The following is a 22,869-nucleotide window of genomic DNA, read 5'->3' as shown; positions in this document are numbered from 1 at the left end:
CTACAGCCATCGCAGGCTGTGCGAGCAGGGACTTTCCTCAAAGCATCGAAATGCCCCGCGATTGTCCGAACCAACATAGTCACTGCTTATGAGTGTAGCGTAGATGCCGCTTTCCTGCAAGAGGCAATTCTCGTTTTATAAACGAAAAAGTTGCGTCTCCGCCTCATTTCACGGTATAGTACAAGAGTTCAGAAGGGGGCATGCAGCATGAAAAAACGACGCTCTGGTACGAACCGGCGAACGGTTCGCAAGTTGACATTCCTGATCGAGATCGACGAGATCAAGGCACTTCATCTGCGAAACGGCATCTTCGCCTTCTATCGTCAAGGAGAGCTCATCCACGCGTTCGAGCCGTTCAACGTCAAGGCGCCCGATGCACTCTCAAAACGTAGCTATCATTTCGATCAACACGATATCTTGCTTATGAACGAACGTTTCCCTGAGCAAATCCCGTTGTATGATGAAGCGATGACGTTACGCTCTTGGGCCGACCAGGTCGCTTATGGTTTATACCAATTGATCGATTCCAGTCGCCTGTCTTTCGTCCATGAGGATGACACAGGATACAAGATGGAAGCGATGATCACATGGACTGGAGAGGCATTGACGCCTCCGACGCCCGTCTATAAAAAAGGAAAAGACCCGAAGTAACCTTCAGGTCTCGTACGGCGCTTCCCACTCAGTGGGAGGCGCTTTTTTATTTGACTGTCAGTAAGCGTTCGACGGTCCGCGTATGCCGTCCACCTGTCGTTGTAAAGACAAGCTTATATGACCCCTTGTCTTTCAACTTATACGTAAACTTATGCGTACCATTCGTTAAATTCGATTGCGTGAATGTCTTAACGACCTTCCCGTCCTTATAGAGACGTGTCGTCGTCTTCGCACTCGCATACTCATCAAAATAGAATGTAAACGCCTGATTCGGCTTAACCGTTGCCGGTAACGAGATCTTCGAGATCGGTGCCGGCAGTGTCGCTAAGATTCCGGCATTCAAGCGACCTGCTCCGTAATGCAACTTCGTATCACCTGATTTTTTCGTCGCTGCAGCATATAACTTACTGCGCATCGTCGTGTTCGAGACGAATGGGTTCTTCGATTTCGCGAGCGCCAACACACCACTGACGACCGGTGTCGCCATCGATGTGCCGTCCAAGTAGCCGTACTTGTTGCCGACGATTGTCGAGTAGATCCCTTCCCCCGGTGCCATGATGTTGACTCCTTTCCCGTAGTTCGAGAACGTCGAGGCACGCCCCAGCGTTCCGACGGACCCGACACCGACGACTTGACTCATCGATCCTGGGAAGAGTACTTTATTGCGCCCGTCGTTTCCGGCTGCTCCGACGACAAGTATGTTCTTCGCTTCCGCCTTTTTGACCGCTGCTTCCATGTACGGATCAAACTCATATTGTCCGAGTGAGAGATTGATGACATCTGCTCCCTGCTCGATTGCATACAAAATACCGTCGCCGATGTCGATCGATGCGGCAAAGTCTCCATCGAAGACATCGGCCCCGATCAGTTTGACACCAGATGCGACACCGACGATCCCTTGACCGTCTTCACGCGCCGCGACGATACCGGCGACGTGTGTCCCGTGATCGTCAGGTTTCCGGATTCCAGAAATCGTCGTCGTCTTATAGATGACGTCCTTGAACTCGCGATGTTTCGTATCGATTGCATCATCGATGATTGCAACTCGGATATCCGATTTTCCGCGGCTGTACTTCCAGTAAGCCGGAATGCGTGACTGATCAAGATACGTTTGTTGAAATTGAGCGGAATCCGTTGCTCTCTTGACGTCCGTGATTGGAATCAAATCGGCATCAATATCCTTTTCTTCGAGATGCGCAAGCGGCTCAACGAGCGAGAATCCTTTTTGTTTCAAGGCACGAATCTCGGTCAGCCCCTGATTCGCCAACCACTCTTGTTTTTGTTGTTCTGTAAACGTCGGATCATATTGTACGTATTGAGACTGCGCGAAAGCAGACGTTGGCATGGCGACGATTGTTGCTAGCGTGAGTAGTGCAAGTTGCTTTTTCATGGGAACCCTGCCCTTCTCTGATTACGCGCCGACCGAAGAATCGTCTGGACTAAAGCGGAACCGTGCCGTCCGGTTCTTCGCTGACTTCAAAAGGAATGATCTTTCCGATCGTCACGTAAGCATAATAGCGTGCAAGGACCGCACGCCAACGCGTTGCATCAATCCCCGTCAGGTCTTCACCTAACGGGGAACCGTCGAATGTCTCGAACTGTTGGCAAAAGAAGGCTTCTTCCTCCTCATGCCACGTCACTTCTTCGCCGATGAACCCGGTCGAAAAGCGGACAAAATCCGCAATCGAGGGTCCAATCACTTCTGCCGGCAAGCGTTCGCTCATCCGTCCGACCAGTTCATACCGGTCGCGTTGTGCTTGTTCCGCTTCTTCAATCGAATGACACAGCAGCACTTCACGATTTATTTCTACTAACACGACATAGTCACCACTCGGTAAATTGACGTGAATCATCCCTACACCCCTCGGACTGAATTCGTGCGGCTTCTAGGTGTCATTTTTTCTTCGATAATTTATAATGTCCATTTTCGATCAAATGTTAATTCAATCGGCTCGTTATCTTTCGACTTTAACATAACGACCCGCGTCGTTTCAATTTGATCGACGAGATCCGCTTGACGAAGAGACTGAATTTCCTTTGAAGAACCGGCTTCAATCCGGTCTCTGTAAGGGGCAAGCAAGTCTTGTTGATTGCTTGCGAGTGCGTACCAGGCAAGACGGGCAAACGGTTCGTCCTTCGCCGTTTCAAGCGCATAACTCTCGAAGATATCTGGAAGATAACTGCTAAATTGATCAAGCGCGTCGATTCGTTCAGCGACATCTAAAATCGTCAACCAGCTCGGGAGTGAAAGCAACGATTCGCTCGACCACCAGTCGAGTAAATCGACATGTTCTTTAAGTAATTGATGAGCTTCCGGTCGATCGATCATATGTTGTAGCGTCTGGATGAGTTCGTTCCAGGCAAGTGACCAGTACTCCTCTGATGGATTAGCTGAAAGGAAAAATTGACGATAGACCGTCAACAATTCCGAAACGTCCGTTAATGGTTCGACTTCTAGCCGTTGATTGAATCGGCTAACTGCTTTTGTAAAATAATTTGGTTCAAGCGTCAGTGCCATATAAAGTAATTTTGGTGCATTTTTAATTTCGCCTTGATCGACCGTCTCAAATAATTCTTGAATCCATTCTGGTTGTGGTTGTGTCATAATCTTTTTCCTCCGTCTAGTAAATTTATTTACTATACCCGAAAAAAGATTGGTTAAATCCTTTCTTCTCTAAATCGCTCCGATTCGTTGGGCGGTTTCCTCCGAACACAAGACGATCAACGTCCCGTTTTTCGGAATCGCTTCATCGAGTCGACGGTTCAAATCGAGTCGTTTTCCATCAGATAAGATCGTCACGCCTTCTTCAAGCAAAGCATGATAAGCGTCACGGTACGTCCCCCACTCCGGTCTACTCGGAATCGAGAACATGCCTTCACCGTCCTTCGTCAACAAATCCGTCACGACCTTCGTCACACCAGGATGATGGGACGCGAGGATCGCCATCCGGGCAATCGTCTCATCACCAAGTAACACCTCATCAACCTTAACCTGTTCGAAGCTGTCGAGGTGTTCTTCAAGCATCATTTCGACGATTGTATAAATGTTCGGATTCGCCCGTTCGATGCTTGAAGCAATCAACAATGTCCGTCCGTCAGCATGGACCGGTGGAATCGAATGATCGGCGAGGACGATCGCGCGAACTGCCTTTTCGATGTGTGCCCGTTCGAGCGTCGATGTCAGTGCCGGATCACCACAGACGTAATGAAATCGTGGGTGACTGAATGGCTCGCGCTCTAGGTCGTCGACGAGGACGACATCCGTATGTTCGATCAATGACTCGATGACGTGCTTCGAACGCCGACTGTATCCGAAGACGACCGTATGTCCTGTTTCCTTCACTTGTAATAACCCTCTTTCCTTTTGATTACGAATCAACTGGACACCGTCGACCAGTTTTGAGATCAATCCACCGACGATCCCGATCCCGAAGATGAAGACGAAAATCGTCAGAATCCGACCGGTATCCGAGTTCGGGAAGAAGTCGCCGTACCCGACCGTGACGACGGTCGTCATCGTCCAGTAGACGGCCCGGAAGTAGGAACCGAACGTCTCTGGCTCAAGCGCATACATGATGCCCGCGACACCAAAGACGAAGATCAAAGATGCATATCCGAGCGTCCGCATGCGTAAAAACGATACTTTTCGTAAAAAACGTAACCAGAGCATCTTTTTTTCATTCCTTTCGAACAATCCGGTCTCTTCCCCTGTCAATAAGGGCGAAGGAGGTGATACACATGACACAAGCAGAAGAAATCAAGACGAGTCTCGTCATCGTCTTCGAGCGGAAGGACAAGGTGACAGCAAACGGTGATGCCGTCGTTGCTCGCCGCCGCTATAACGGCTTACGTTCGAATCTTCCAGCAGACGTCGTCGCTTCGATCGGTCAAGCGGTCGGCAGCTTACTCGACGGACGCTACGCGCTGACGGAAATCAGCCGTGACTACGCTTTACTGAAGGCATAACTTGTCCCTACATTTCATGAAAGGAGTGACCATTGATGGAACATACGATCGTCCTGACATTTGATACGGTGACGAAAAAACCGTATCGCTTACGGATCGCTGGTGCGAAGGAAAATGCGACCGTGGCTGAGATCAAAGCAATCGGTGACTTGTTCGTCGCCCATGACCCGTTCATGAACGGTGTCACACGTCTCGCGTCCGCTGAATTGCAAAATAGTTCGGAATCGCCATTCGTGTTGTAAGCTTTTTCAGTCCATCGTCACGGGATTACGTGACGATGGCTTTTTTTTGGTATACTAGAAACATCAACCAGCTGAAAGGAAGTCAATTTATGGCCAAACGCCCACTCACTCCTCGCGAATGCGAACTCGTCGTCTGTAGTCTCTACGTAATGGAACTCATCCCGTTCGAAGGCATCATGGAACGTCTCGAATCCATTACGCTCCGAGACATCATCGGCCCCGTCGCACGTGGTGAATCGACGCGGGAGCAAGCTGCTGACGCGCTTGACCAGTACATCAAGGTCCGACGTCGCCGGTTCCGCAACGTCCCACCGGAACATCTGTGGTCGCTTGACGACCGGATTGAACAAGAAGCATTGCGGATGATCCGCAAGCGTTCGCCGCTCTCGGCAGGAGAAAAGCTCCAGCCGAAAGCCATTCCTCATGAAATGGGTGATACGGTCGAGTTGAAAGTGACCGAAATTCAGGATCGCAACAACAAAGTGACCTTGATCGGGAAAGTCGGAAACGTCACGGCGAAGCTCCCGGTCGCGAACCGTCAAGCCTATAAAGGCAATAAGACGATCTCTGCCTGGATCACGGGTGTCGAGAAAAAACCAGCCTTACTTCATCTGTCGACATCCGACTACGGTAAGCATCAGCCGTCAGACGACGTCAAAGCAGCGTACGCGACTGCCGTTGCCGCGTTACGTCGTTATTTCGAAACGAACGAACTCCCGACGACCGAAGAAGTCGATCTCGCGAAATCACTGTTCCAACGGATGATCCGTCGCGATCAGAATGATTGGTTCACGGTGTACGTCGCGATGGGTCGTCCGCAACTTGATCACGTCCGGCGCTGGGTCAAGGTCATTCAGATGCTCGCTCGCTCACTGCGCGGAGACGAGGAAGCGACACAACAACTCGCTTCGCAGGAAGATCGTTTCTTCAAGGACGCTTTATTGCGTGCCTGTAAAGCAGCAGAGAAAAATTTCACGTCTTGATGCTTTCGCCCTAGAATGTATCGATTCCTAGTCAAAACGAAAAAAACGCTTCGGACCGGATAAGTTTTTCCGGGACGAAGCTTTTTTTCGTGAATCATTGAACCGCAAAATCATAGATACGCGTTCCTTTTTTACGACTCGCATCTTTGATTTCTCCTTGATACATCAGTTGCTCATTCTTCAGATCGATCACGGACACTTGGAATCCATCGTTTGTCTCGGAAGAGAGATAAAGCTGCATCTCGTCCGTCGAATCCAACCAATCAATCTTTTTCAAAACGAGCGGACTGCTTACGCTATGCTCGGATAATCGTTTTGTTTCCAAGTCGAACATCGACCATTCGATTCGTTTCGTCTCCCCTTCCGGCAAGCGGAAGCCGATGAGATAACGACCGTTCGCATAGGGCGTATAACTGATTTGCTGCTGATTCAACTCCTTGATGGAACGAACGTTTTTGCCGTCATCGAGGAAATAAGATAGTTTAGTGTTCTCCTCATCGCTGTCAGACGGTTGTTCCGTGTAGACCACCTCGTTTTGGTGAATCGCTAAAAATTGACGAGCGTGTTTAGGCGCTACTGGCTTTTGAAGAACGATCTCTTCGACTCGGTCGCCTGTTAAATCGAGCACAAGCAGTTTCGTTTCCCTTGGTTGATCAACTCGATCGAGTTGGATGTAGACCTTCATCGCCTGTTTATTGATGACACTGGCTTGTATGTCCATCCCCGTCTCAAGTTTTGTATCATACTGAAATGTTTTCTCGAACATCTCCTCCGTCTTAAACGTAAACATCTTAAATTGCAGTTTATTGTGTTTGATCTGAATCGCATACTCCGATTGTCCATCTCCACTTACATTCGTTTCCATTTGCGTCGTGAATTCGTAATATTTATCTGGTAAATCCGTCATGCTATCTTCACGGAATAGTTGCCCGACGTAAGAATTTGACTGTTTTTCGATATCTCCCTTAGCATTGACATCATAAATTGTCGAACGCATGCCTTTCGTCTGAAGACGTAAATTAAAATTTTCGATTTGCGAAGGTTTTCCACTGACGGTCTCGAGCGAAAAGTCTGCTCCTTTGATTGACAGCGTGTAGCCGATGTAGCTTCCGATTGTTATGAGAATGATCACTCCATAGATCAGAAGTTGACGATATCGTTTCATGAGATTTCTCCTTTAGACGGATAGACGCGTCTGGACTAACCGCAGATTTTTGTACGACACATATAACGTTAAGAGCACGATGTACCCGAGATAAAATTGCATGTGCAGTTGACTCAAATCGTTCGAAATAGCTGACAATGCTAAGCCCAAAATGATATAACCGCCAATCAACGCAATCCCGTGTAATCCGACGAGCAAGAACGCTTTTCCCTTTCGGAACGATCGTTCAAGTAATACTGTCATGAAGACAAACGAGATGACGATGAATGACATCAGTAAGATGAATAAAATATCACTCGGATACATCGTATAGAACAAATTCATGTAGAAGGAGTATTCATTGATGCTGGCTGTGACCTGTTGAGCATCTGGTAACAACCATAAGTAGAGATTACGACTAAGTAACAACAGCCCCCACTGAATTCCGATCAAACTAGTAACGACAAGTAAGAGTGCCGTCATTTTCGATCCAAAAATCGCCCGGCGTGATCCCGGTAACAATAGCAATCTGTAAATGTACTTCGTTTCACCCATCCAGTCGCGGTACCAAATCCAGAACGCAAATAGGATGATCATCCCCATCGCTAATACAATGACTGAATCGTAAAAATCCGTTGCCTGTGCGAATGTCAACGCACCACCTGCTCGCGCAATTGCGTCCATTTCTGATATCTGTTCAATCCGCATTGTTTTCTCGATCGTGCTTTGATAATCGTAAATTTGATAGAGCAGTGACGCGATTTCCGCGACGATCAAGCCTGAAATCAACAACACCAGTAATTTCGTACTTCGTTTTAGTTCTTCATTCGTTAATAACAACCAGCGTTTCATCCTTGATATACCTCCCGCATCCGGTCTTGGACCGATTGATGATGATGACCTCGCAGTTCATCCGTCTCTTTGACTTCGACGATCTGACCGTCTCGTAAGAACAACACTCGGTCGATCACTTGCTCGACTTCAGCGATTTCGTGAGTCGTCATCAGGATACTCCGTCCTTCCATGAACTCACTTGAGAAAATCCAGGCAATCTGTTCCTTCATGAACAAATCGATTCCCGCGAGCGGTTCGTCGAGTAATATGTATGGACGATCGAGGGCAAATCCTAAGACGAGATTGAACTTCGCTTTGTTCCCTTTTGATAAGTTCGCCATTTTATCCGTCGTAAACAGCTGAAACGTCTGCAGTAACCGTTCCGCTGTCTCTTGATTCCAATCTGGATAATGATCTGCCATATATGCGAGTGCTTGTCCGATCGTCATGTAGCTCGGCATCGTCTGAAGATCAGGCACGAACGCAATTTTGTCGCGCGATGTTTTACCGTCGACCGTCACCGTCCCGGCATCTACCGGAATCAGACCGAGAATTGCTTTTAGGATCGTCGACTTCCCTTCCCCGTTCAAGCCGATCAGACATGTCACTTCGTTTAGACCGACGGAGAACGTCACGTCACGCAAGACCTGTTTTTTCCGTCCATATCGCTTCTGTAATCCTTTTACCTCAAGCATTCGGTTCACCCTCCTTGATTATCACCATTGTATTAAGACAATAGTACATCTGTTAACTGTATGGTACATGCCATACAGTCTAGCGTCAACTTGTTTTTTTCTCATGTTATCCAGAAAATGAAAAAAGAGCCGGGCAGCAACGACCGACTCGTTCTATGCGTCTATAAAAAAAAGAGAGGACATCCTAACGGACGCCCCCTCTGAAAACGTGACTGGTGTTTCAATAAATATCAATCGTCGACTCCAGTGCCCGGCATGTCCGACGCACGGTCGGTAAGAAGTCAGTCCGTTTTGCGACACCGCCTTCAATCTGGACATGCTGAATGCCTTTCTTCCGCTGCATCGCTGTTAAGACCGTGACCAGTTCGATGAACCAATTCGAGATCAGTTCGACAACCTGTTCGTCAAAAGCGGCAGCGCCATACACATCATACCCGTTCTCGCAGAGATGGTTCGGGAAGCGGGCTTTGAACCGATGAATCAAAGTGTCCGTCGTCGGAATCAAAAATTCGTCGTAGACGACACGTTGTTCGGCATCAAGCGTTTGTTCTGTCACACCATCCATCATCAAATGTGGCTGATTGCCGATATTCAATGTCCAACTCGTCTTCTTTCGCTCGCCAGTGGAAGTGATCGTTCGCATGGTTTCATCCATCTCCTTTTGATGTGTAAGCGTTTACCTTCTCATTTTACCTGTCATTTGACCTGTTCTGCAACCGTCAACTTGACCATTTTATAATGATGACTTCGCTTGACATTCAGTCTAACAAATTCAACGCTTTTTGACGATGTCAGGAATTAACATCGTCCTTGTAAATGTAGACAGCAACGAGATCGATCAAGACATGGATGATGATCAACGGCCAGAGTGTTTCGAGTGCTAGATACAAGTAACCGAATCCCGCCCCGATCAGTCCCGTGACGAGGATCGCAAACCATCCTTGATAACGATGTGCGACACCAAACAAGATTGCCCCGATCCAGACGAAGCTGACTTCAGAGAATGGTAAAAATAATCCAAGCGTATGGAAGAGAAACCCGCGATAGATCAACTCTTCCGTCACTCCTGCCATCAGCGCGACCATCTGAAACCCGGTCCGTTCCTCTTTCGTTCGCGGCAGAATCAGTCGCTCCGCCTCACTTTGATAAAGCGGCAACAATCGTTTGCGAAACGCCGGAACAGTCGCCGTCAAAATTAAAACGAAGCAGAGAAGGACGATCAGTCCGATCGTCGCGTACCAGACCGGACCACTTGGGACAAAAAACGTCAAGCCGATTTCCGGCAACTGTGTGCCGCTGATCAGTGTTCCACCGACGAGCAACAAACATAAGATCCCGCTCGACTGGACCATCGAGGGGTAGAATTCCTTGCGAGGAACGATCGTCAAATCGACCGGACGGACCGCCGCGATGATCGAAAGAACGACGAGTAATCCGAGTAAAAACCCATTTACGAAAAGATACATGACTTCGACTCCTTTTTTGATTCCACACTCCCGTCACAGAAAGTGCTATTAGACCCTACTAAAATATGATACCATTCAGTGGAATCCTAAACAGAGGAGAGAACAATATGCGAAAAGTTTTTCGAATCAGCATCTTGTTCGTACTGTTCGCCCTCATCGTCAGTAGCTTCATCTACTGGCAAAATCGGGAACGTGTTCAAAATGAAATGTATCGTACGTATTATGGACAGCATGGCGTACCTGCCGAGAACATCGACATCTACGAACAAGCCGCGGCACGTTACGGCATCGACTGGAAGCTACTCGCCTCCATTCATCGCGTCGAGACGATCTTCTCGAACTCTTCAGCGATGCAATCGTCCGTTGGCGCCATCGGCCCGTTCCAATTCATGCCGAAAACATGGGTCGGTTGGGGATACAAAGGTGGCACGTCGCTCGGTGACATCGAGCATGACGGCATTGACGTCACGGATCCAAAAGCCATCGAGAAGTATGGGGGTCTCGGAGTTGACGCGGACGGTGACGGGAAAGCCGATCCGACAAGTCTCGTCGACAGCGCCCACACGGCAGCGAAATACCTGAAGCAACACGATGTCACACAGACATCCGACCGAGACACGCTCGCGACAGCACTGTTTGAATACAATCGCAGTGAACAATATGTCTCTGACGTGCTCGCCCAATACGATCGTTACCAGCACCATGTCGAGGCGATCGATGCGAACGACCTCGACCTCAAGAAGAAGACACTCGCGTTCTTCCTTCGCATCAGCTCACGTTTGACCAATTAAAAGGAGGCACCACCCATGACACCAGCCGATTCTTCCGAACTCTTGATTGAGGAATCGTCGATCCGCGTCCAGACGACGTTTGATCGAGACAAGACGAAACGCTATTTACGCAGCTATATCTTTGACGACATCGCAGAAGGAACGCACGTCGCCGCTTTAATCTACACACCACGGACGACGGACGCCTTTCTCTCTGGAACGACGACACAACGTGCGTACAATTTGATGAAGAAGTATGTCAATGACCCCGTCAAACAATATGACATCATCAGTTTGATGCCGGACCTGCTCGTCAGCGAGGATCTGCCGTTCGCGCAAGCAAGCTTCGATGAGACGAACTTTGAGTTCGTCGCGAAGACGCTTGCCGATGTCAAAGCGAAAAATGGCGTCGTCCTCTGTGGCTGGGGATCGCCTGGTCGCCTGATGCACCACCTGCCGGCATATGAGGAACTGTTTGATCAGTATGCTGACATCCTCTATTGCTCCGGCATCACGAACAAAGGTGAACCGAACCATCTACGTTTGACGATGGACGATAGCCCGATGATCACGTATAACGACATGAAACAAAAAGCGAAAAAATTGCGTCGTAAATGACACAACAGACCCTTCCATAACAGAAAGGGTCTTTTTTTGAAACATTTTCCATCAGCTTCGCGTATAATCAAAATCTACATACTACATAGTAAAGAAGGTCATACGATGCCATTTTGGGATGAAGATTTACGAGAAGAAACGATCACTTCAGTCAAAGAAACAGACATTCAACGAATCGAGCAAGCCGTCAACGGAAGACTCCCTGCTCGTTACCTCGAACAAATCCGGGAACAAAACGGTGGGTCTCCAGAAGCTACTGCGGTGATGGTCGAGTTCGAGAATACATGGTCTGATAAAGAAACTGGATTACATCTCCCACTCAGCTCAATGATGGAATTAACATTCGAGCGGTATCTAGACGAATTGTCGGTCCTCCGGGAGTGGGATGTCGAAGGAAACGTCATGATGTTCGCGGAAGGAGAAGGGAGCTATTTTTGGTACTTCCACTTCATGGAGGCTGCTGAGCCGACTGTCTGGTGCCTCGATATTTCGGATGAAACGACCTATTTTGTCGCGGCGACCTACGACGAGTGGTTAACGAAGCTGAGTAGCGATGTTCCGGAAGTCGTCATGCCGGATGTCGTATTTCTGACGCTACCTGAAATCAAGGACATCCTTCGTGGTGATGACGAAAATGAAAAACTCCTCGCCTACTCCCACTGGATGATTCTCGATGAAGAACAGGAAGAACTCATCGAAGCGTTCATGACACTGATCGAACGAAACGACCAGCCTGATTTCCTTGGCTCCTATGCGTATTACCTCATGGAAGTCTTGACGAACAACCCTGAGTTATTAGAACAGAAACGAGCCGACGTCACGGCCTTGATTCTCAGCAAAGGTGACGACCTCGATGCAGAAGACTTACTATCTTGGATGGATGAAGAGATAGACGAAGACATGTAATCTATATAAAAAAATCCTGTATTCCTCGTCCATCTGGATGAAGAATACAGGATTTTTGCATTTATCTTGTTCTAAACATCAAGACAACATCAACTCAAGCAGACAGTCGACGAGATCCTTCTCGAGTTCGAGTGCTTGCAACTGGTGCATCATGTTGACCGGGTCGAGCTTTTGTGACAATAGACGGTAGAGACGATCCTTCAAATCATAGCTGATCTCCGCTTGATCGAGGAACGCATACAACCGGTCCATCTTGTTCTCGTTCGTCGACATCTCGACTTGGAGCGACAACGTGATCGTATCGGTCACTTCACCCAGTTCGACGCGAAGGGACTGCGTCGCATGATCATAGACACCGGTGACACTCTCTCCGTCGCGCTGGACGTATCCTTCACGGACTCCACGTAAGATTAACGTAATCGAGCGGTTTTCCGGTAGCAAGTCACGATGTCCAGTCGGTGCAGCGATCGTCAGTTCACGCGATTCCCAATCGAGCGCGAATGTCGTCTCAACATTGACGCCGTCGCGGTGTGCGACCCCTGTGCTGTCGTCTTCAAACAACGTAAACCGGTTCGATGCTCCCGGGAAGACGACGACTTCGAGATCGTCCGGATTATGCAATGCATTCGAATGTTCGAGATGACGACCGAGTGGGACGATCGCACCGGCTTTCGCGAGTACGCCTTGGTCTTCGAGATAGCGGAACAGACGGATCTGTTTGCCGCCACGGTACCGGTGCCCATTGAAGAAATCGAACCATTCCCCTTCTGGCAACCATGCAGTCGCAGCCGTCATGTGCAGTTTCCGGTGCATCGGTGTGACCATCGGCGCGACGATCAATTCCGTTCCGAAGTAGAACTGATTCGGGACGTTGTAGGCTTGATCGTCTTCTGGATGCTCATAATACATCGGTGAGACGAGGGGCAAGCCGTCAAAGTGATTGCGGGCATTCATCGTGTAGATGTACGGCACGAGCTGATGCCGGAGTCGTAAATATTTCTTCATGACGTTCGCCGCATCGGTCGAATAGCGCCATGGTTCCTTCCCATTGAAGATGCTCATCGTACTATGCAGACGCATGATCGGACTGAAGACACCGTACTGGAGCCAACGTGTCGATAACTCGTCATCTTTTTCCCCGCGCTGGTGCCCCCCGATATCATGACTCCACCAGCCGTAACCGATGTTCGACGCTGTCGCCGTGAAATACGGCTGGAATTGGAGCGATGCCCACGAGATGATCGTATCGCCCGAGAAACCGACCGGATAACGATGACTTCCGGGTCCCGCGTAACGCGAGAAGATCAACGGTCGATTACCATCGCGGGCGATATCAAGCGCATGATAATGATTGAGCATCCAGAGCGGATCGAGCCCCTTCATCTTCGAGTTCGCGCCCTGCTGCCAGTCGATCCACCAAAAGTCGACCCCATCCGCCTCATGCGGATGATGCAACTTCGTGAAGTAGTTCTCAATGAACGTCCGGTCCGAAAAATCAAACGGAATCCGAACATCCGATTCGGGATCAACGCCCATCGCGACCGCCATCGCCTCGTATGCTTCCTCAAACCCACGCACCCCGTCCGCCGGGTGCAAGTTAAGCGTGACCATCCGGTCGTCGTCCTTCAACCATTGCAAGAAGCCCCGTGGATCCGGGAATAGATCACGGTTCCACGTATAACCCGTCCAACCGCTCCCGTATCGTTCCGGAATATCGGTGACGTGCCAGTCCATGTCGATGACACTGACCGAGAACGGAATATCTTCCGTCTTGAAGCGTGTCATCAAATCCTTGTATTCCTTCTCACTATAACGCCAGTAGCGACTCCACCAGTTACCGAGTACCTGACGCGGTAACATCGGCGTCGGTCCTGTCAGGTGGTAGAAGTCACGCAGTGCCTGTTTGTAGTCGTGACCGTATCCGAAGTAATAGATGTCATGCGTACCGGAGCGTCGCGGTTCGACGAAGTGGTCTTCCGTCAGCACGAAGGCGTTCGAATCGTCGATCGCCGCGTATCCTTGCCGTGAGACAATTCCTTCTTCGAGAGGAATGACACCGTCCGCGTGGTCAAGCGTCCGTGCCGTTCCTTTTAATGTCCGGAGCGGTCCGCCGAACGTATAACGGCTGTAATAGGTACTGAAGTTCCCTAAGACATCGATATAAAGTGTGTTCGCAGCGAACGGTCCCTTCGTATAATGTAGATGGACGTGCTCGGTGATGATTTGCAATTCTTCCTCGTTTTCGACGATGCGATAAGCAGGTACCGGGAAATCACGATTGAAGACCGTTTGGGTCGGTCGATCCTCGAATTGTCCATCCGCCGCGTATTCGAGTCGGATCATCCGACTCGTCAAGACCGTGAAACGGTAGACATCTCCTTGGATGATAGCGTCTGGTCGTGCTTGTGGTTTCATGTCGCGCGTGTAGAAATGGGATTCATCAATTGTTCGCATACGAATTCGGGACTTCCGCCCCTTTCACTTCCTTCCAGGCTAAGTAGTGTGCAACCGATTACACATCTAGTGTATAAGAGTTCATGTTCCCACTTCAAGGAAGAATGAATCAAAAAAACGTCCCGCACCTGAAAATCGATGCGGGACGTTGCGTCATAATAAGGGTGAAATCAAGCGCGAAAGTGACTCGAAAATCCGGAAGCGGAGCGGACGTTTGACGTAATCATTCGATGATAACTGAATCGAGACGTCGAAATCAGCAATGAAGTCACGCTCGAGCTGTTCGGCACTTTCCGTATCGTACAAGAACGCCATTAGCTCATAGTTGAGGACAAAACTGCGAATGTCCATGTTTGCCGTTCCGACAGCCCCAATCTTGCCGTCGACGAGAAATAGTTTGGCATGGATGAAGTGACGGTTGTACGTGTAAATCTTGACCCCATCTTTCAGGAGTGGTCCAAAGTAGGAACGGGTGCCGTAGTAAGACGTAAAGCTATCGCCTTTCCCCGGTGTCAGGATGCGGACGTCAAGCCCGGCACGTGCAGCAAGTCGAAGTAACGTCATCGTCTCATTGTCCGGAATCAAATACGGTGTCGCAATCCAGATCGAGCGTTGCGCCGAGATGATGGCCGCAATCAAGGCATTGCGAATCGCGGGATCCTTTGAGGTCGGTCCGCTCGTGACGATTTGAATCGCTCCGTCGGACGCAACATCATGTTTCGGGAAGTACTGGTGGATTGTCTCTTCCCCCGCAAACGTCTCCCATGTGTCGTCCGATTCGATTTGGGCATAAATCCAGTCGTCGAGGAACGTCGCTTGTAATTCCTTAACGGCACGCCCTTCGAGCCGTAAGTGCGTATCGCGCCAAAACCCGAACTTCTTACTCTTGCTATCGTACTCATCACCGACGTTCAGTCCACCGGTGAAGCCAACCTTCCCATCAACGACGACGATTTTCCGGTGATTGCGGAAGTTCGCCGTGAAGATGAATAAGGGACTCGAGATTGGATCATAGGCTGCGATATGTGCCCCAGCGTCGCGTAACGGACGTAGGAAATTCTCACCAAGCATATAGCTTCCAAGTCCGTCATACATGAACCGCACTTCGACTCCCGCTTCGAGTCGCTCGATCAATGCTTCCCGGATTGCCTTGCCTGTCTCATCGTTTCGATAGATGTAGTACTGGATGTGGACGTGATGTTTCGCTTGACGAATTGCGTCAAGAATCGCCGGGAACGTCGCTTCCCCGTTCGTCAAAATCTCACTTGCTGTATGAACGTCCACCCCGCCCCCACCGAAGTTACGAATCGTGTTCGCAAGCTTCAAGTGATTCGTTGGCAATTCACTGACGGCAAGCGACCGGACTGGACGAATCGCTTGTTTCAGCAATTTCCGTTCGTCATGCGAACGACGATTCCGGCGGCGACGCCGTGGATTCCGACCGAACATCAACCAGATGATGACTCCGAGAATCGGTAAGAAAATTAGAACGAGGAACCAAGCGATCGTTGATTCCGCTGTCCGGTTCTCGATGAAGATGATCATGATGACGGCGAGCGGCACGACCGTCGCTGAAATCGTTAAGACATAAAATAAATAGCCGAGTTGATATAGTCCCCAAATGATGCCACCGGCGACTAAAAATACGAGTGCGAATTGTAAAATCCGGTTACGCACAGACCTTCCTCCTTCAATTAACATACCTTCACTAGTATTCTTTCCCCATTCACTATGAAAATATAACAAAAAAGAGAAACCGCAGGTACGGTTTCCCAAAAGATTGACCTCTTATAGAAAGTTTTCTTCGTACATCTCGCGACCAGGGATTGGATCATTCAGTGACGCCCAGTCCGTTTCGTGTTCCTGGACGAGACACGCATCGAATAGCGCTTCGAGCTTCTCTTGCTCCAGTTCGATGCCGATCAAGACGAGTTCGGTCCGTCGGTCCTCATCTGATGCAAAACGACCAGCATATTCCATGTTCGACGCATATCCTGCCTGATGGAACAATAGTGCCATCTCAGGACGTGTCGCAAGGAACAAGAATCCTTTCGCCCGGACGACTTCTTGCGGCCAATCTTCGATCAAGGCAAGCAAACGCTCAGGATGGAATGGCACGTCGCGTTTGTAGACGAATGAACTGATCCCGTATTCTTCCGTTTCCGGAAGATGTTCTTCGGCATTCAACTCGCGGATCCAACCGGCACTTGCTGCTGCTTGTTCGAAGTCAAATAGATCAACGTCTAATATCTCTGTCGGATCGACTTGACCATACGTCGTCTCAATCAGACGAGCCACTGGATTCAATGCCTTTAGATAGCCGATGACGGTATGGCGTTCTTCCGGTGTCAGGCGATCGACTTTATTTAAGACAATGATGTCCGCAAACTCGACTTGGTCGACGAGTAGATCGACGACTTCGCGCACGTCTGTCTCATCGACTGCCTGTCTGCGCTCGATCAACGACTCACCGGATTCGAAGTCCTTCAGGAAACGGTACCCATCGATGACCGTGACCATCGCATTGATTTTCGTGACTTGTGATAAGTCGATGGCACTGTCCAAATCTTCATACGTGAAGGTCTGGGCGACCGGAATCGGTTCCGAGATACCACTCGATTCGATGACGATCCCGTCAATATTGCCTTGGTCGACGAGGCGTTTGACTTCAAGCAACAGATCATCCCGCAATGTGCAGCAAATGCAGCCGTTCGAAAGCGTGACGAACGACTCTTCAGTCCGCGAGAATCCGCCTTGCTCAATCAATGCCGCGTCAATGTTGACCTCACTCATGTCGTTGACGATGATCGCAAGACGGCGCCCTTCGCGATTATGTAGCAAATGGTTCAATAGTGTCGTTTTACCGGATCCTAAGTAACCGGATAAAACGGTGATCGATATCGGTTGCATCATCATTCACCCTCCAAAACGTAATCGTTACGTTTTATAGGGTAACCGACTTTTTATCTGACGTCAATCGTAATGATTTCGATTTATTTTGTTCCCTAAAAAAAAGCCGATAAGCATCGACTCAAGGAGTAGACCGGGCTGACTCCAAAAAAATGACGCATCTTCTCACGCCCTTTCCTCAGGCGAGACACAAGCCAGTTTTCCTGCTTCCTTCAAGCAGGAAAGCGGGTCTTGTTCGTCTCTGACAGCGCATAATGCGCTTTTTCCTGTAGGAGTGGTGTGTGACGCGTCATTCTTTGTAGATACTGGCTTTAGAGTCAGCTCCGTCAGATATTCCGAAGCATAAGAAAAGAAACTTTTTTCCGCTCGGAATTTCTTTTTAGTGAAATACAAGCAGGAGCGACCTTGCAACGAAATGTACCGACGCGATGCTTGTTCCAGGAAAACGATTCGAGCGAAACGAAAAAGCGTAACCTTACTACTGACTTTGAATCGGTAAATCCCATGTCGAGCCAATCAAATCCGTGATCCGCTCCGCTGCCTCGTGTGAAAATCCCGCGATCGTGTAATGATTCGTATCTGCAATCACATGATACATTCCGTTCGGTAAACTGTCAGCGAACGCAGCGTGAGCCGCATTGATTTGTTCGGTCAATGCCGGGTTCAACCAACTTTCTGGCATACCACCCGCCCAGTTCGAAGCGGACAGGACGAGGACCGGCTGCGTCACGTCTTCGATCAACGAAAGAATCATCTGATTGTTCTCCTCGACCGTTCGCCATTCATCGAGCGTTCCCTGCCAATGCCCAGGTGCCGCAAAATGCTGCCACATCGGTAATTGATCGGCTTCCGGTAAGACACTGAACATCTTTTTGCCGAGACGATCAGGAATCATCCAGGCGATTGGTCGGACGTGACTAAGGAAATAGAGGAATCGATTCCACTCCTCTTGTGTTCGTTCGTACCAGTTCGGCAATGCCGCATCGACATCCGGGTGCGACGGATCAAGCAAGACGATGCCGCGTGTCTCGTCTGCAAACAGGCGTCCACTTGCAAGCGAGATATAAGCTCCGAGCGAGTGACCGATGAAGACATAGGGTCCTTCGACTTGAAGTATCCGTAAAACATCTGCCAACTCATCCGCTTGATGTGTAAAGAGTCGTTTGTTTTTGCCACGACTCGACCGCCCATAACCGAGACGCGAATATTCAAAGACCCGCCCCCGTTTCAATAATTCAGTTCGGAGCCAACCCCACTGATGCCGATTCGACATCATCCCGTGATCGAGGACGAATGTGACGTCCCCACTTCCCGTCAACCGGGTATCAAATCGACCGGCTGATGTTTCGACGATATATTCCATACACTATCCCTACTTCCATTCATTCAAATAACGAGATCTCTAGTTCGTACCCAAGGATGTTCAAGTAATCAAATAACTGGGATCGATGATGATAGAGATGCACGGCTGCTTCGATCGCCCAGCCGTTCATCGAGTCGGTAACCCCCCAGTACGTCGGACGCGTCAAAAATCCGATTGTGACTTTTTCTTGATAGACCCGAAAGGCTTGATTGATTCGCTCTGATAACTGATTGCACATGACCGGTTCCGCATAAAATGCCTGCATCGCTTCTGCCGTTGCTCCTTCTGCGAGCATTAAATCGGCTTCAAGCAATACAGCAAGATGGACGGCGACTTCACCGACGGTCCGCTTCCCGGGGATCGGTTGCGCGTTCCAGTCCTTTGCTTCGATCTTCTCAAACAAGACTTTCGACGTCTTTACACCAACACTGACATGGCGAATGAGAGCACGTTCCCAGTCAGTCATGCGCGTTCCCCCAAGTAATTGCGCGGAGTTCGAGTTCCTTGACGAACGCATCCTTGCCGGCGATATAGGCTTCGATATCGAGCGGATATGTTGTCGCTAATTGTTCCTTTAATGCTCCGTAAGCAGCGGCTTCTTCTGGATGGGTACGTAAGTAATCCCGGAAGACGAGATGACGCATGATTTCTGGATTTCCCGCCGCATAGAGATGGATGTGATGCGTCCGTTCGTCGCCGCCTTTTCGGTAATAGCGGCGTCCCGGCATGCCGAATTCACCCTTCGCTTCGTAACCGAGTGCTTCCATCGGTTCATCAAACTGCTCGATTCCCTCGAGCGCATCGACAACAGGCAGGATATCGATGATCGGTTTTGCCGCGAGTCCTGGAACTGATGTACTTCCCATATGATGGATTTGCTTAAGACGTACTCCGAACACCTCCCGTAATCGGTACGCTTCTCGCTCGTATTCACTCGCCCATTCTGATTGATACGGTAACACAATGACTTGTCGCATGATCGTCTCCCCCTCTCATCTCAGTATGCCAGTTTTTAGGGTAAAACAAAACGACCATCCGTTTTGGAGGTCGTTTTGCTACATATGATGTTAGAGAAGTGTTAGTCCTTTAGATAATCAAACAGTTTCGCAGGTCCACCGAGTCGGAGATCAGCGATGATATGCTGAGCATCGACGACCTTTCGAACAGGGAAGTCAGCGAGTGGTGCCATGACATGTTCAAACAATTGAAGCCGAGCCGGTCCACGATATGCTTCTTTAATCTCAAGATCCGTGATTTGACTGCGTGTCAGTTCAGAGATGATCAACTCGCCTTGATAACCGCGATGTTGTTTGAGCATGAACTGCGGCGCACCGACAATTGACTGTGCCTCTTCGACTGCCATCGGAACGTATTTGTATCCCATCGTCGCTTGTGCAACGCGGAGCGAATGATAGTCAAGCGTTCCAACGAGTACATCATTGTCGAGATACAATCGGGGTGAACCATACTTCTTCGGAAAAGCAGCTACTTCTCGACCAGAGGCGATCGCCGGCTGATTGTTGACATACATCGATAGGTAGAACTCACCGATTTCCCCTTGATACCGAACCGGAATGACTTGCCCGCACTCAAGATAACTCCCAAGACCTGTGCTATCTGGCATATTGATGATCTCGAACTTGATCTGATTGCTCAGCACCTCAAGCGGTTCCGGTACGACTGCTTGTAACGCTTCGATGTCCGTCTCATAGATGATGTTCAAGTATTCCCGATTCCGAAAGAAGATATCGACTGCCGGAAAGACCGGCGCATTGATCGGCGTCGAGACGACATTTTTTACATCTTCTTGTCTCATCTGAATTCCTCCTTTACGCATTCAATAATGTTTCAAAGCGTGCGACACTTGTTTCAAAATCAGGAACTGTCTTCGCTGCTTGCGCTTCTTCTACGATTTCTTGAATGAGTGAGTTGAACGGTGTTGCGATATCGTACGTCTTGCCGTACATCGTGACGATCCCATTGATGAAACGAATTTCAGTCGGTTGTCCTTTTTGTAAATCCTGCAACATACTCGCTTCTAAGTCGCGTGATCCGTGCATCAATCGTGGTACAGTGATCAATTTTTCATCGATATCGTCTAATGTCGCATAGGCTGCCGGCTCAAACGTACTCATCATTGCGAATGTGATGCCGTGGGCGTGACCGACCTCAACAACTTCCTGCATTGTATGGATTGCTGCCCGTAACAAGACAGGATGATCGAGAACGTCGCCGTACGTACCGTTACACGCAGCGGATAAACCACTGAACGTACTATTGATGACGAGTTTTGACCATTTCGTTCCTGGTAGATTATCAGAGATTTCTGTCCCACCGATGTGATCAAGGATTTCCTTCAGTTGGACGATCCGATCCGTCTTCTTCCCGTCCAGTTCACCGATTTGCATCGCATACGTCTTGAAATGTTCGTGATCTGATGTCAGGCGTGACTCACCTGGTCCGACGTATGTCGCTCCGAACTCGACGGATCCCGCAATGATACGTTCGCTTGGAATCTGTTGTTGAATGAACTCTTCCGGTACACCGTTTTGCAAGGAGACGAGAATGCCGTCTTCCTTCAAGATCGTCCGCACTTTCGCGAGGACCGGTTCATTGTAGACCTGCTTCGTCAGCAATAATATGATATCGTACGTCTCTGTGATGTCATCCGGATGAATGGCATGAACAGCTTGCGTTAAATCCGGACCAATGACGTGTGCCCCTGTTGTGTTCAGCGCCTCGATATGTGCGCGGTTCGTATCAATCAAATCGACATCCGCATACTGTTGACTTAGATAAGCTCCCATGATGGTTCCAAGGGATCCTGCTCCGTAAATTCCGATTTTCATTTCTATCACCTCTGGAATATACGGTATACTAGTTTCATCATAAACAGAAATATATATAATTATATGTTTTGATAACCTATAGGTTATGTCAGGAGGATCTCATGGAGCTCTTACATTTAAATTATTTTCGTCACGTCGCTGAGGAATTGAACGTGACGCGTGCTGCCGAACGATTATTCATCAGTCAACCTGCCCTCAGTACGACGATCAAGAAACTCGAGCGTGAATTGAACACGACATTATTTCATCGAAAAGGTAGAACGATCAGTTTGACTGACAATGGTCGACTGTTACTTCAGTCGGTCGAAAAAATCGAACACGAGTTGACACGTGTTCAGGAACGAATGGTACGAAACGATGCATCAACGGAAACACCACTCAGTCTTGCCAGTTCACATGGTCGCTTCATCCAATTGATTCTACGGGAGTTTCTTCTTCCACAAACTGCTCCATTGTTCAACTCGGACATCCTCTCGAACCGTGAAATCCTGAGCGGTCTCCTTCATCAAGAATTCCATTTCTCAATCAGCTTCATGGAACTCAAACATCCGCTCATTACGAGTGAACCGATCGTGGAAGAAGATATTGTCATCACGTATCCAGCTTCTTATTCAGAGAAAGAAGCAATTAAGATGCTCTATGCGGATGAAACCGAAACTGCCTTTTTGTTCCCGTCCCACAATAAGGACTACAACCGCTTCATCCAATTGAAGATGGCGGAACTGAATATCTATGCCGATACCACGCACTACATCGATGACGTCTCACTTCAGCTCGCCTTACGCCAGCAACGGTATTACAGCTTTGTTCCTGTTTCCGTCTGTCGCGAGATGGGGCTTCCCTTCATTACGGACGATGTATTTACAGTAAAGTCACGACTCTACATGTCGCATGCGACGAATCAATTGACGGTCGAACAAGCAATCATGTACGAACGCATTAAACTGTTTCTACTTTCGCAACGCGCATATCTAATCAAATAAAAACGGATGCCTGCATATTGAACTGCCCCATAAAA

The 22,869-nt window shown here is 49.0% G+C and carries 25 protein-coding genes; 8 read left to right on the top strand and 17 right to left on the bottom strand.

Features of this window, described 5'->3' with window-relative positions; translation table 11 throughout:
- The first annotated feature begins 207 nt into the window (after positions 1–207).
- Complete coding sequence (locus B4F99_RS04855; RefSeq protein WP_029341396.1) at positions 208–651, top strand: hypothetical protein; 444 nt, start codon at positions 208–210, stop codon at positions 649–651.
- Positions 652–697: 46 nt separating this feature from the next.
- On the opposite strand, the gene B4F99_RS04850 is transcribed toward B4F99_RS04855, so the two are convergent.
- From B4F99_RS04850 to B4F99_RS04835, 4 genes are all read right to left on the bottom strand, one after another.
- On the bottom strand, positions 698–2,041 hold the full coding sequence (locus B4F99_RS04850) for a S8 family peptidase (RefSeq protein ID WP_290749603.1): 1,344 nt from the start codon (positions 2,039–2,041) through the stop codon (positions 698–700).
- A 49-nt stretch (positions 2,042–2,090) separates the two neighbouring features.
- Complete coding sequence (locus B4F99_RS04845) at positions 2,091–2,504, bottom strand: hypothetical protein (protein WP_023467922.1); 414 nt, start codon at positions 2,502–2,504, stop codon at positions 2,091–2,093.
- Between the two features lie 59 nt (positions 2,505–2,563).
- Positions 2,564–3,256, bottom strand: coding sequence for a hypothetical protein (locus B4F99_RS04840; protein WP_214855594.1), 693 nt, complete (start codon positions 3,254–3,256; stop codon positions 2,564–2,566).
- 69 nt (positions 3,257–3,325) lie between these two features.
- Positions 3,326–4,321 (bottom strand): potassium channel family protein, encoded by a 996-nt coding sequence (locus B4F99_RS04835; protein WP_290755706.1) that lies wholly within the window; start codon positions 4,319–4,321, stop codon positions 3,326–3,328.
- A gap of 68 nt (positions 4,322–4,389) precedes the next feature.
- On the opposite strand from B4F99_RS04835, the gene B4F99_RS04830 reads away from it, so the two are divergent.
- The 3 genes from B4F99_RS04830 to B4F99_RS04820 all read left to right on the top strand — a co-directional run bounded on the left by B4F99_RS04830 (position 4,390) and on the right by B4F99_RS04820 (position 5,842).
- Positions 4,390–4,617, top strand: coding sequence for a hypothetical protein (locus B4F99_RS04830; protein ID WP_035408455.1), 228 nt, complete (start codon positions 4,390–4,392; stop codon positions 4,615–4,617).
- 35 nt (positions 4,618–4,652) lie between these two features.
- Positions 4,653–4,859 (top strand): DUF2922 family protein, encoded by a 207-nt coding sequence (locus B4F99_RS04825; RefSeq protein ID WP_035408457.1) that lies wholly within the window; start codon positions 4,653–4,655, stop codon positions 4,857–4,859.
- 89 nt (positions 4,860–4,948) lie between these two features.
- A complete protein-coding gene (locus B4F99_RS04820; protein ID WP_035408459.1) occupies positions 4,949–5,842 on the top strand; it encodes a hypothetical protein in 894 nt (297 codons plus the stop codon).
- 94 nt (positions 5,843–5,936) lie between these two features.
- Here B4F99_RS04820 and B4F99_RS04815 read toward each other — a convergent pair whose 3' ends face one another.
- From B4F99_RS04815 to B4F99_RS04795, 5 genes are all read right to left on the bottom strand, one after another.
- Positions 5,937–7,007 carry a hypothetical protein gene (locus B4F99_RS04815; RefSeq protein WP_290755704.1) on the bottom strand — a complete coding sequence of 357 codons (1,071 nt, stop codon included), beginning with the start codon at positions 7,005–7,007 and terminating at the stop codon, positions 5,937–5,939.
- Between the two features lie 12 nt (positions 7,008–7,019).
- A complete protein-coding gene (locus tag B4F99_RS04810; RefSeq protein WP_075642148.1) occupies positions 7,020–7,838 on the bottom strand; it encodes a hypothetical protein in 819 nt (272 codons plus the stop codon).
- On the bottom strand, positions 7,835–8,515 hold the full coding sequence (locus B4F99_RS04805) for an ABC transporter ATP-binding protein (protein WP_056060756.1): 681 nt from the start codon (positions 8,513–8,515) through the stop codon (positions 7,835–7,837). Before B4F99_RS04805 ends, B4F99_RS04810 begins: the two co-directional genes overlap by 4 nt.
- 220 nt (positions 8,516–8,735) lie before the next feature.
- A complete protein-coding gene (locus B4F99_RS04800) occupies positions 8,736–9,158 on the bottom strand; it encodes a hypothetical protein (protein WP_290755701.1) in 423 nt (140 codons plus the stop codon).
- A gap of 148 nt (positions 9,159–9,306) precedes the next feature.
- On the bottom strand, positions 9,307–9,981 hold the full coding sequence (locus tag B4F99_RS04795; protein WP_290755699.1) for a CPBP family intramembrane glutamic endopeptidase: 675 nt from the start codon (positions 9,979–9,981) through the stop codon (positions 9,307–9,309).
- A gap of 107 nt (positions 9,982–10,088) precedes the next feature.
- On the opposite strand from B4F99_RS04795, the gene B4F99_RS04790 reads away from it, so the two are divergent.
- From B4F99_RS04790 to B4F99_RS04780, 3 genes are all read left to right on the top strand, one after another.
- Positions 10,089–10,772, top strand: a complete 684-nt coding sequence (locus tag B4F99_RS04790; protein ID WP_290755697.1) for a lytic transglycosylase domain-containing protein — start codon at positions 10,089–10,091, stop codon at positions 10,770–10,772.
- A 15-nt stretch (positions 10,773–10,787) separates the two neighbouring features.
- On the top strand, positions 10,788–11,369 hold the full coding sequence (locus B4F99_RS04785; RefSeq protein WP_290755695.1) for a DUF1643 domain-containing protein: 582 nt from the start codon (positions 10,788–10,790) through the stop codon (positions 11,367–11,369).
- Positions 11,370–11,474: 105 nt separating this feature from the next.
- On the top strand, positions 11,475–12,275 hold the full coding sequence (locus tag B4F99_RS04780; protein WP_290755693.1) for an SMI1/KNR4 family protein: 801 nt from the start codon (positions 11,475–11,477) through the stop codon (positions 12,273–12,275).
- A gap of 78 nt (positions 12,276–12,353) precedes the next feature.
- Here the strand turns inward: B4F99_RS04780 and B4F99_RS04775 are convergent, their stop codons facing one another.
- The 8 genes from B4F99_RS04775 to B4F99_RS04740 form a co-directional block, all read right to left on the bottom strand.
- Positions 12,354–14,729, bottom strand: a complete 2,376-nt coding sequence (locus B4F99_RS04775; RefSeq protein ID WP_290755691.1) for a glycoside hydrolase family 31 protein — start codon at positions 14,727–14,729, stop codon at positions 12,354–12,356.
- A 153-nt stretch (positions 14,730–14,882) separates the two neighbouring features.
- Complete coding sequence (locus B4F99_RS04770) at positions 14,883–16,406, bottom strand: cardiolipin synthase (protein WP_290755689.1); 1,524 nt, start codon at positions 16,404–16,406, stop codon at positions 14,883–14,885.
- A gap of 111 nt (positions 16,407–16,517) precedes the next feature.
- Positions 16,518–17,639: a GTP-binding protein gene (locus B4F99_RS04765; protein WP_290755709.1), complete on the bottom strand. Its 1,122-nt coding sequence runs from the start codon at positions 17,637–17,639 to the stop codon at positions 16,518–16,520.
- A gap of 478 nt (positions 17,640–18,117) precedes the next feature.
- Positions 18,118–19,002, bottom strand: a complete 885-nt coding sequence (locus B4F99_RS04760) for an alpha/beta fold hydrolase (protein ID WP_214729798.1) — start codon at positions 19,000–19,002, stop codon at positions 18,118–18,120.
- 19 nt (positions 19,003–19,021) lie between these two features.
- Positions 19,022–19,468, bottom strand: coding sequence for a DinB family protein (locus B4F99_RS04755; protein WP_290755685.1), 447 nt, complete (start codon positions 19,466–19,468; stop codon positions 19,022–19,024).
- The gene (locus B4F99_RS04750; RefSeq protein ID WP_290755683.1) at positions 19,461–19,979 is read right to left on the bottom strand and encodes a GrpB family protein; all 519 of its coding nucleotides are present in this window, start codon (positions 19,977–19,979) and stop codon (positions 19,461–19,463) included. The genes B4F99_RS04755 and B4F99_RS04750 overlap by 8 nt, the downstream gene beginning before the upstream one ends.
- A gap of 101 nt (positions 19,980–20,080) precedes the next feature.
- Positions 20,081–20,818 carry an acetoacetate decarboxylase gene (locus B4F99_RS04745; protein ID WP_290755681.1) on the bottom strand — a complete coding sequence of 246 codons (738 nt, stop codon included), beginning with the start codon at positions 20,816–20,818 and terminating at the stop codon, positions 20,081–20,083.
- A gap of 13 nt (positions 20,819–20,831) precedes the next feature.
- A complete protein-coding gene (locus tag B4F99_RS04740) occupies positions 20,832–21,851 on the bottom strand; it encodes a ketopantoate reductase family protein (protein WP_290755679.1) in 1,020 nt (339 codons plus the stop codon).
- A 101-nt stretch (positions 21,852–21,952) separates the two neighbouring features.
- Between B4F99_RS04740 and B4F99_RS04735 the strand changes: the two genes are divergently transcribed.
- Positions 21,953–22,834 carry a LysR family transcriptional regulator gene (locus tag B4F99_RS04735; RefSeq protein WP_290755677.1) on the top strand — a complete coding sequence of 294 codons (882 nt, stop codon included), beginning with the start codon at positions 21,953–21,955 and terminating at the stop codon, positions 22,832–22,834.
- Positions 22,835–22,869 lie beyond the last annotated feature (35 nt).

Source organism: Exiguobacterium sp. UBA3491, assembly GCF_002377745.1.
Lineage (GTDB): Bacteria > Bacillota > Bacilli > Exiguobacteriales > Exiguobacteriaceae > Exiguobacterium_A.
Note: the sequence above shows the minus strand (reverse complement) of the source record. Positions and strands in the feature narration are given on the sequence as shown.

What these genes read in the sequence shown, in the direction of transcription:
- B4F99_RS04775 (WP_290755691.1), bottom strand. Translation starts at nt 14,729, where the DNA reads ATGCGAACAATTGATGAATCCCATTTCTACACGCGCGACATGAAACCA.
- B4F99_RS04825 (WP_035408457.1), top strand. Translation starts at nt 4,653, where the DNA reads ATGGAACATACGATCGTCCTGACATTTGATACGGTGACGAAAAAACCG.
- B4F99_RS04800 (WP_290755701.1), bottom strand. Translation starts at nt 9,158, where the DNA reads ATGCGAACGATCACTTCCACTGGCGAGCGAAAGAAGACGAGTTGGACA.
- B4F99_RS04740 (WP_290755679.1), bottom strand. Translation starts at nt 21,851, where the DNA reads ATGAAAATCGGAATTTACGGAGCAGGATCCCTTGGAACCATCATGGGA.
- B4F99_RS04760 (WP_214729798.1), bottom strand. Translation starts at nt 19,002, where the DNA reads ATGGAATATATCGTCGAAACATCAGCCGGTCGATTTGATACCCGGTTG.
- B4F99_RS04795 (WP_290755699.1), bottom strand. Translation starts at nt 9,981, where the DNA reads ATGTATCTTTTCGTAAATGGGTTTTTACTCGGATTACTCGTCGTTCTT.
- B4F99_RS04840 (WP_214855594.1), bottom strand. Translation starts at nt 3,256, where the DNA reads ATGACACAACCACAACCAGAATGGATTCAAGAATTATTTGAGACGGTC.
- B4F99_RS04735 (WP_290755677.1), top strand. Translation starts at nt 21,953, where the DNA reads ATGGAGCTCTTACATTTAAATTATTTTCGTCACGTCGCTGAGGAATTG.
- B4F99_RS04780 (WP_290755693.1), top strand. Translation starts at nt 11,475, where the DNA reads ATGCCATTTTGGGATGAAGATTTACGAGAAGAAACGATCACTTCAGTC.
- B4F99_RS04830 (WP_035408455.1), top strand. Translation starts at nt 4,390, where the DNA reads ATGACACAAGCAGAAGAAATCAAGACGAGTCTCGTCATCGTCTTCGAG.
- B4F99_RS04810 (WP_075642148.1), bottom strand. Translation starts at nt 7,838, where the DNA reads ATGAAACGCTGGTTGTTATTAACGAATGAAGAACTAAAACGAAGTACG.
- B4F99_RS04765 (WP_290755709.1), bottom strand. Translation starts at nt 17,639, where the DNA reads ATGCAACCGATATCGATCACCGTTTTATCCGGTTACTTAGGATCCGGT.
- B4F99_RS04750 (WP_290755683.1), bottom strand. Translation starts at nt 19,979, where the DNA reads ATGCGACAAGTCATTGTGTTACCGTATCAATCAGAATGGGCGAGTGAA.
- B4F99_RS04745 (WP_290755681.1), bottom strand. Translation starts at nt 20,818, where the DNA reads ATGAGACAAGAAGATGTAAAAAATGTCGTCTCGACGCCGATCAATGCG.
- B4F99_RS04805 (WP_056060756.1), bottom strand. Translation starts at nt 8,515, where the DNA reads ATGCTTGAGGTAAAAGGATTACAGAAGCGATATGGACGGAAAAAACAG.
- B4F99_RS04850 (WP_290749603.1), bottom strand. Translation starts at nt 2,041, where the DNA reads ATGAAAAAGCAACTTGCACTACTCACGCTAGCAACAATCGTCGCCATG.
- B4F99_RS04785 (WP_290755695.1), top strand. Translation starts at nt 10,788, where the DNA reads ATGACACCAGCCGATTCTTCCGAACTCTTGATTGAGGAATCGTCGATC.
- B4F99_RS04815 (WP_290755704.1), bottom strand. Translation starts at nt 7,007, where the DNA reads ATGAAACGATATCGTCAACTTCTGATCTATGGAGTGATCATTCTCATA.
- B4F99_RS04755 (WP_290755685.1), bottom strand. Translation starts at nt 19,468, where the DNA reads ATGACTGACTGGGAACGTGCTCTCATTCGCCATGTCAGTGTTGGTGTA.
- B4F99_RS04845 (WP_023467922.1), bottom strand. Translation starts at nt 2,504, where the DNA reads ATGATTCACGTCAATTTACCGAGTGGTGACTATGTCGTGTTAGTAGAA.
- B4F99_RS04820 (WP_035408459.1), top strand. Translation starts at nt 4,949, where the DNA reads ATGGCCAAACGCCCACTCACTCCTCGCGAATGCGAACTCGTCGTCTGT.
- B4F99_RS04855 (WP_029341396.1), top strand. Translation starts at nt 208, where the DNA reads ATGAAAAAACGACGCTCTGGTACGAACCGGCGAACGGTTCGCAAGTTG.
- B4F99_RS04790 (WP_290755697.1), top strand. Translation starts at nt 10,089, where the DNA reads ATGCGAAAAGTTTTTCGAATCAGCATCTTGTTCGTACTGTTCGCCCTC.
- B4F99_RS04835 (WP_290755706.1), bottom strand. Translation starts at nt 4,321, where the DNA reads ATGCTCTGGTTACGTTTTTTACGAAAAGTATCGTTTTTACGCATGCGG.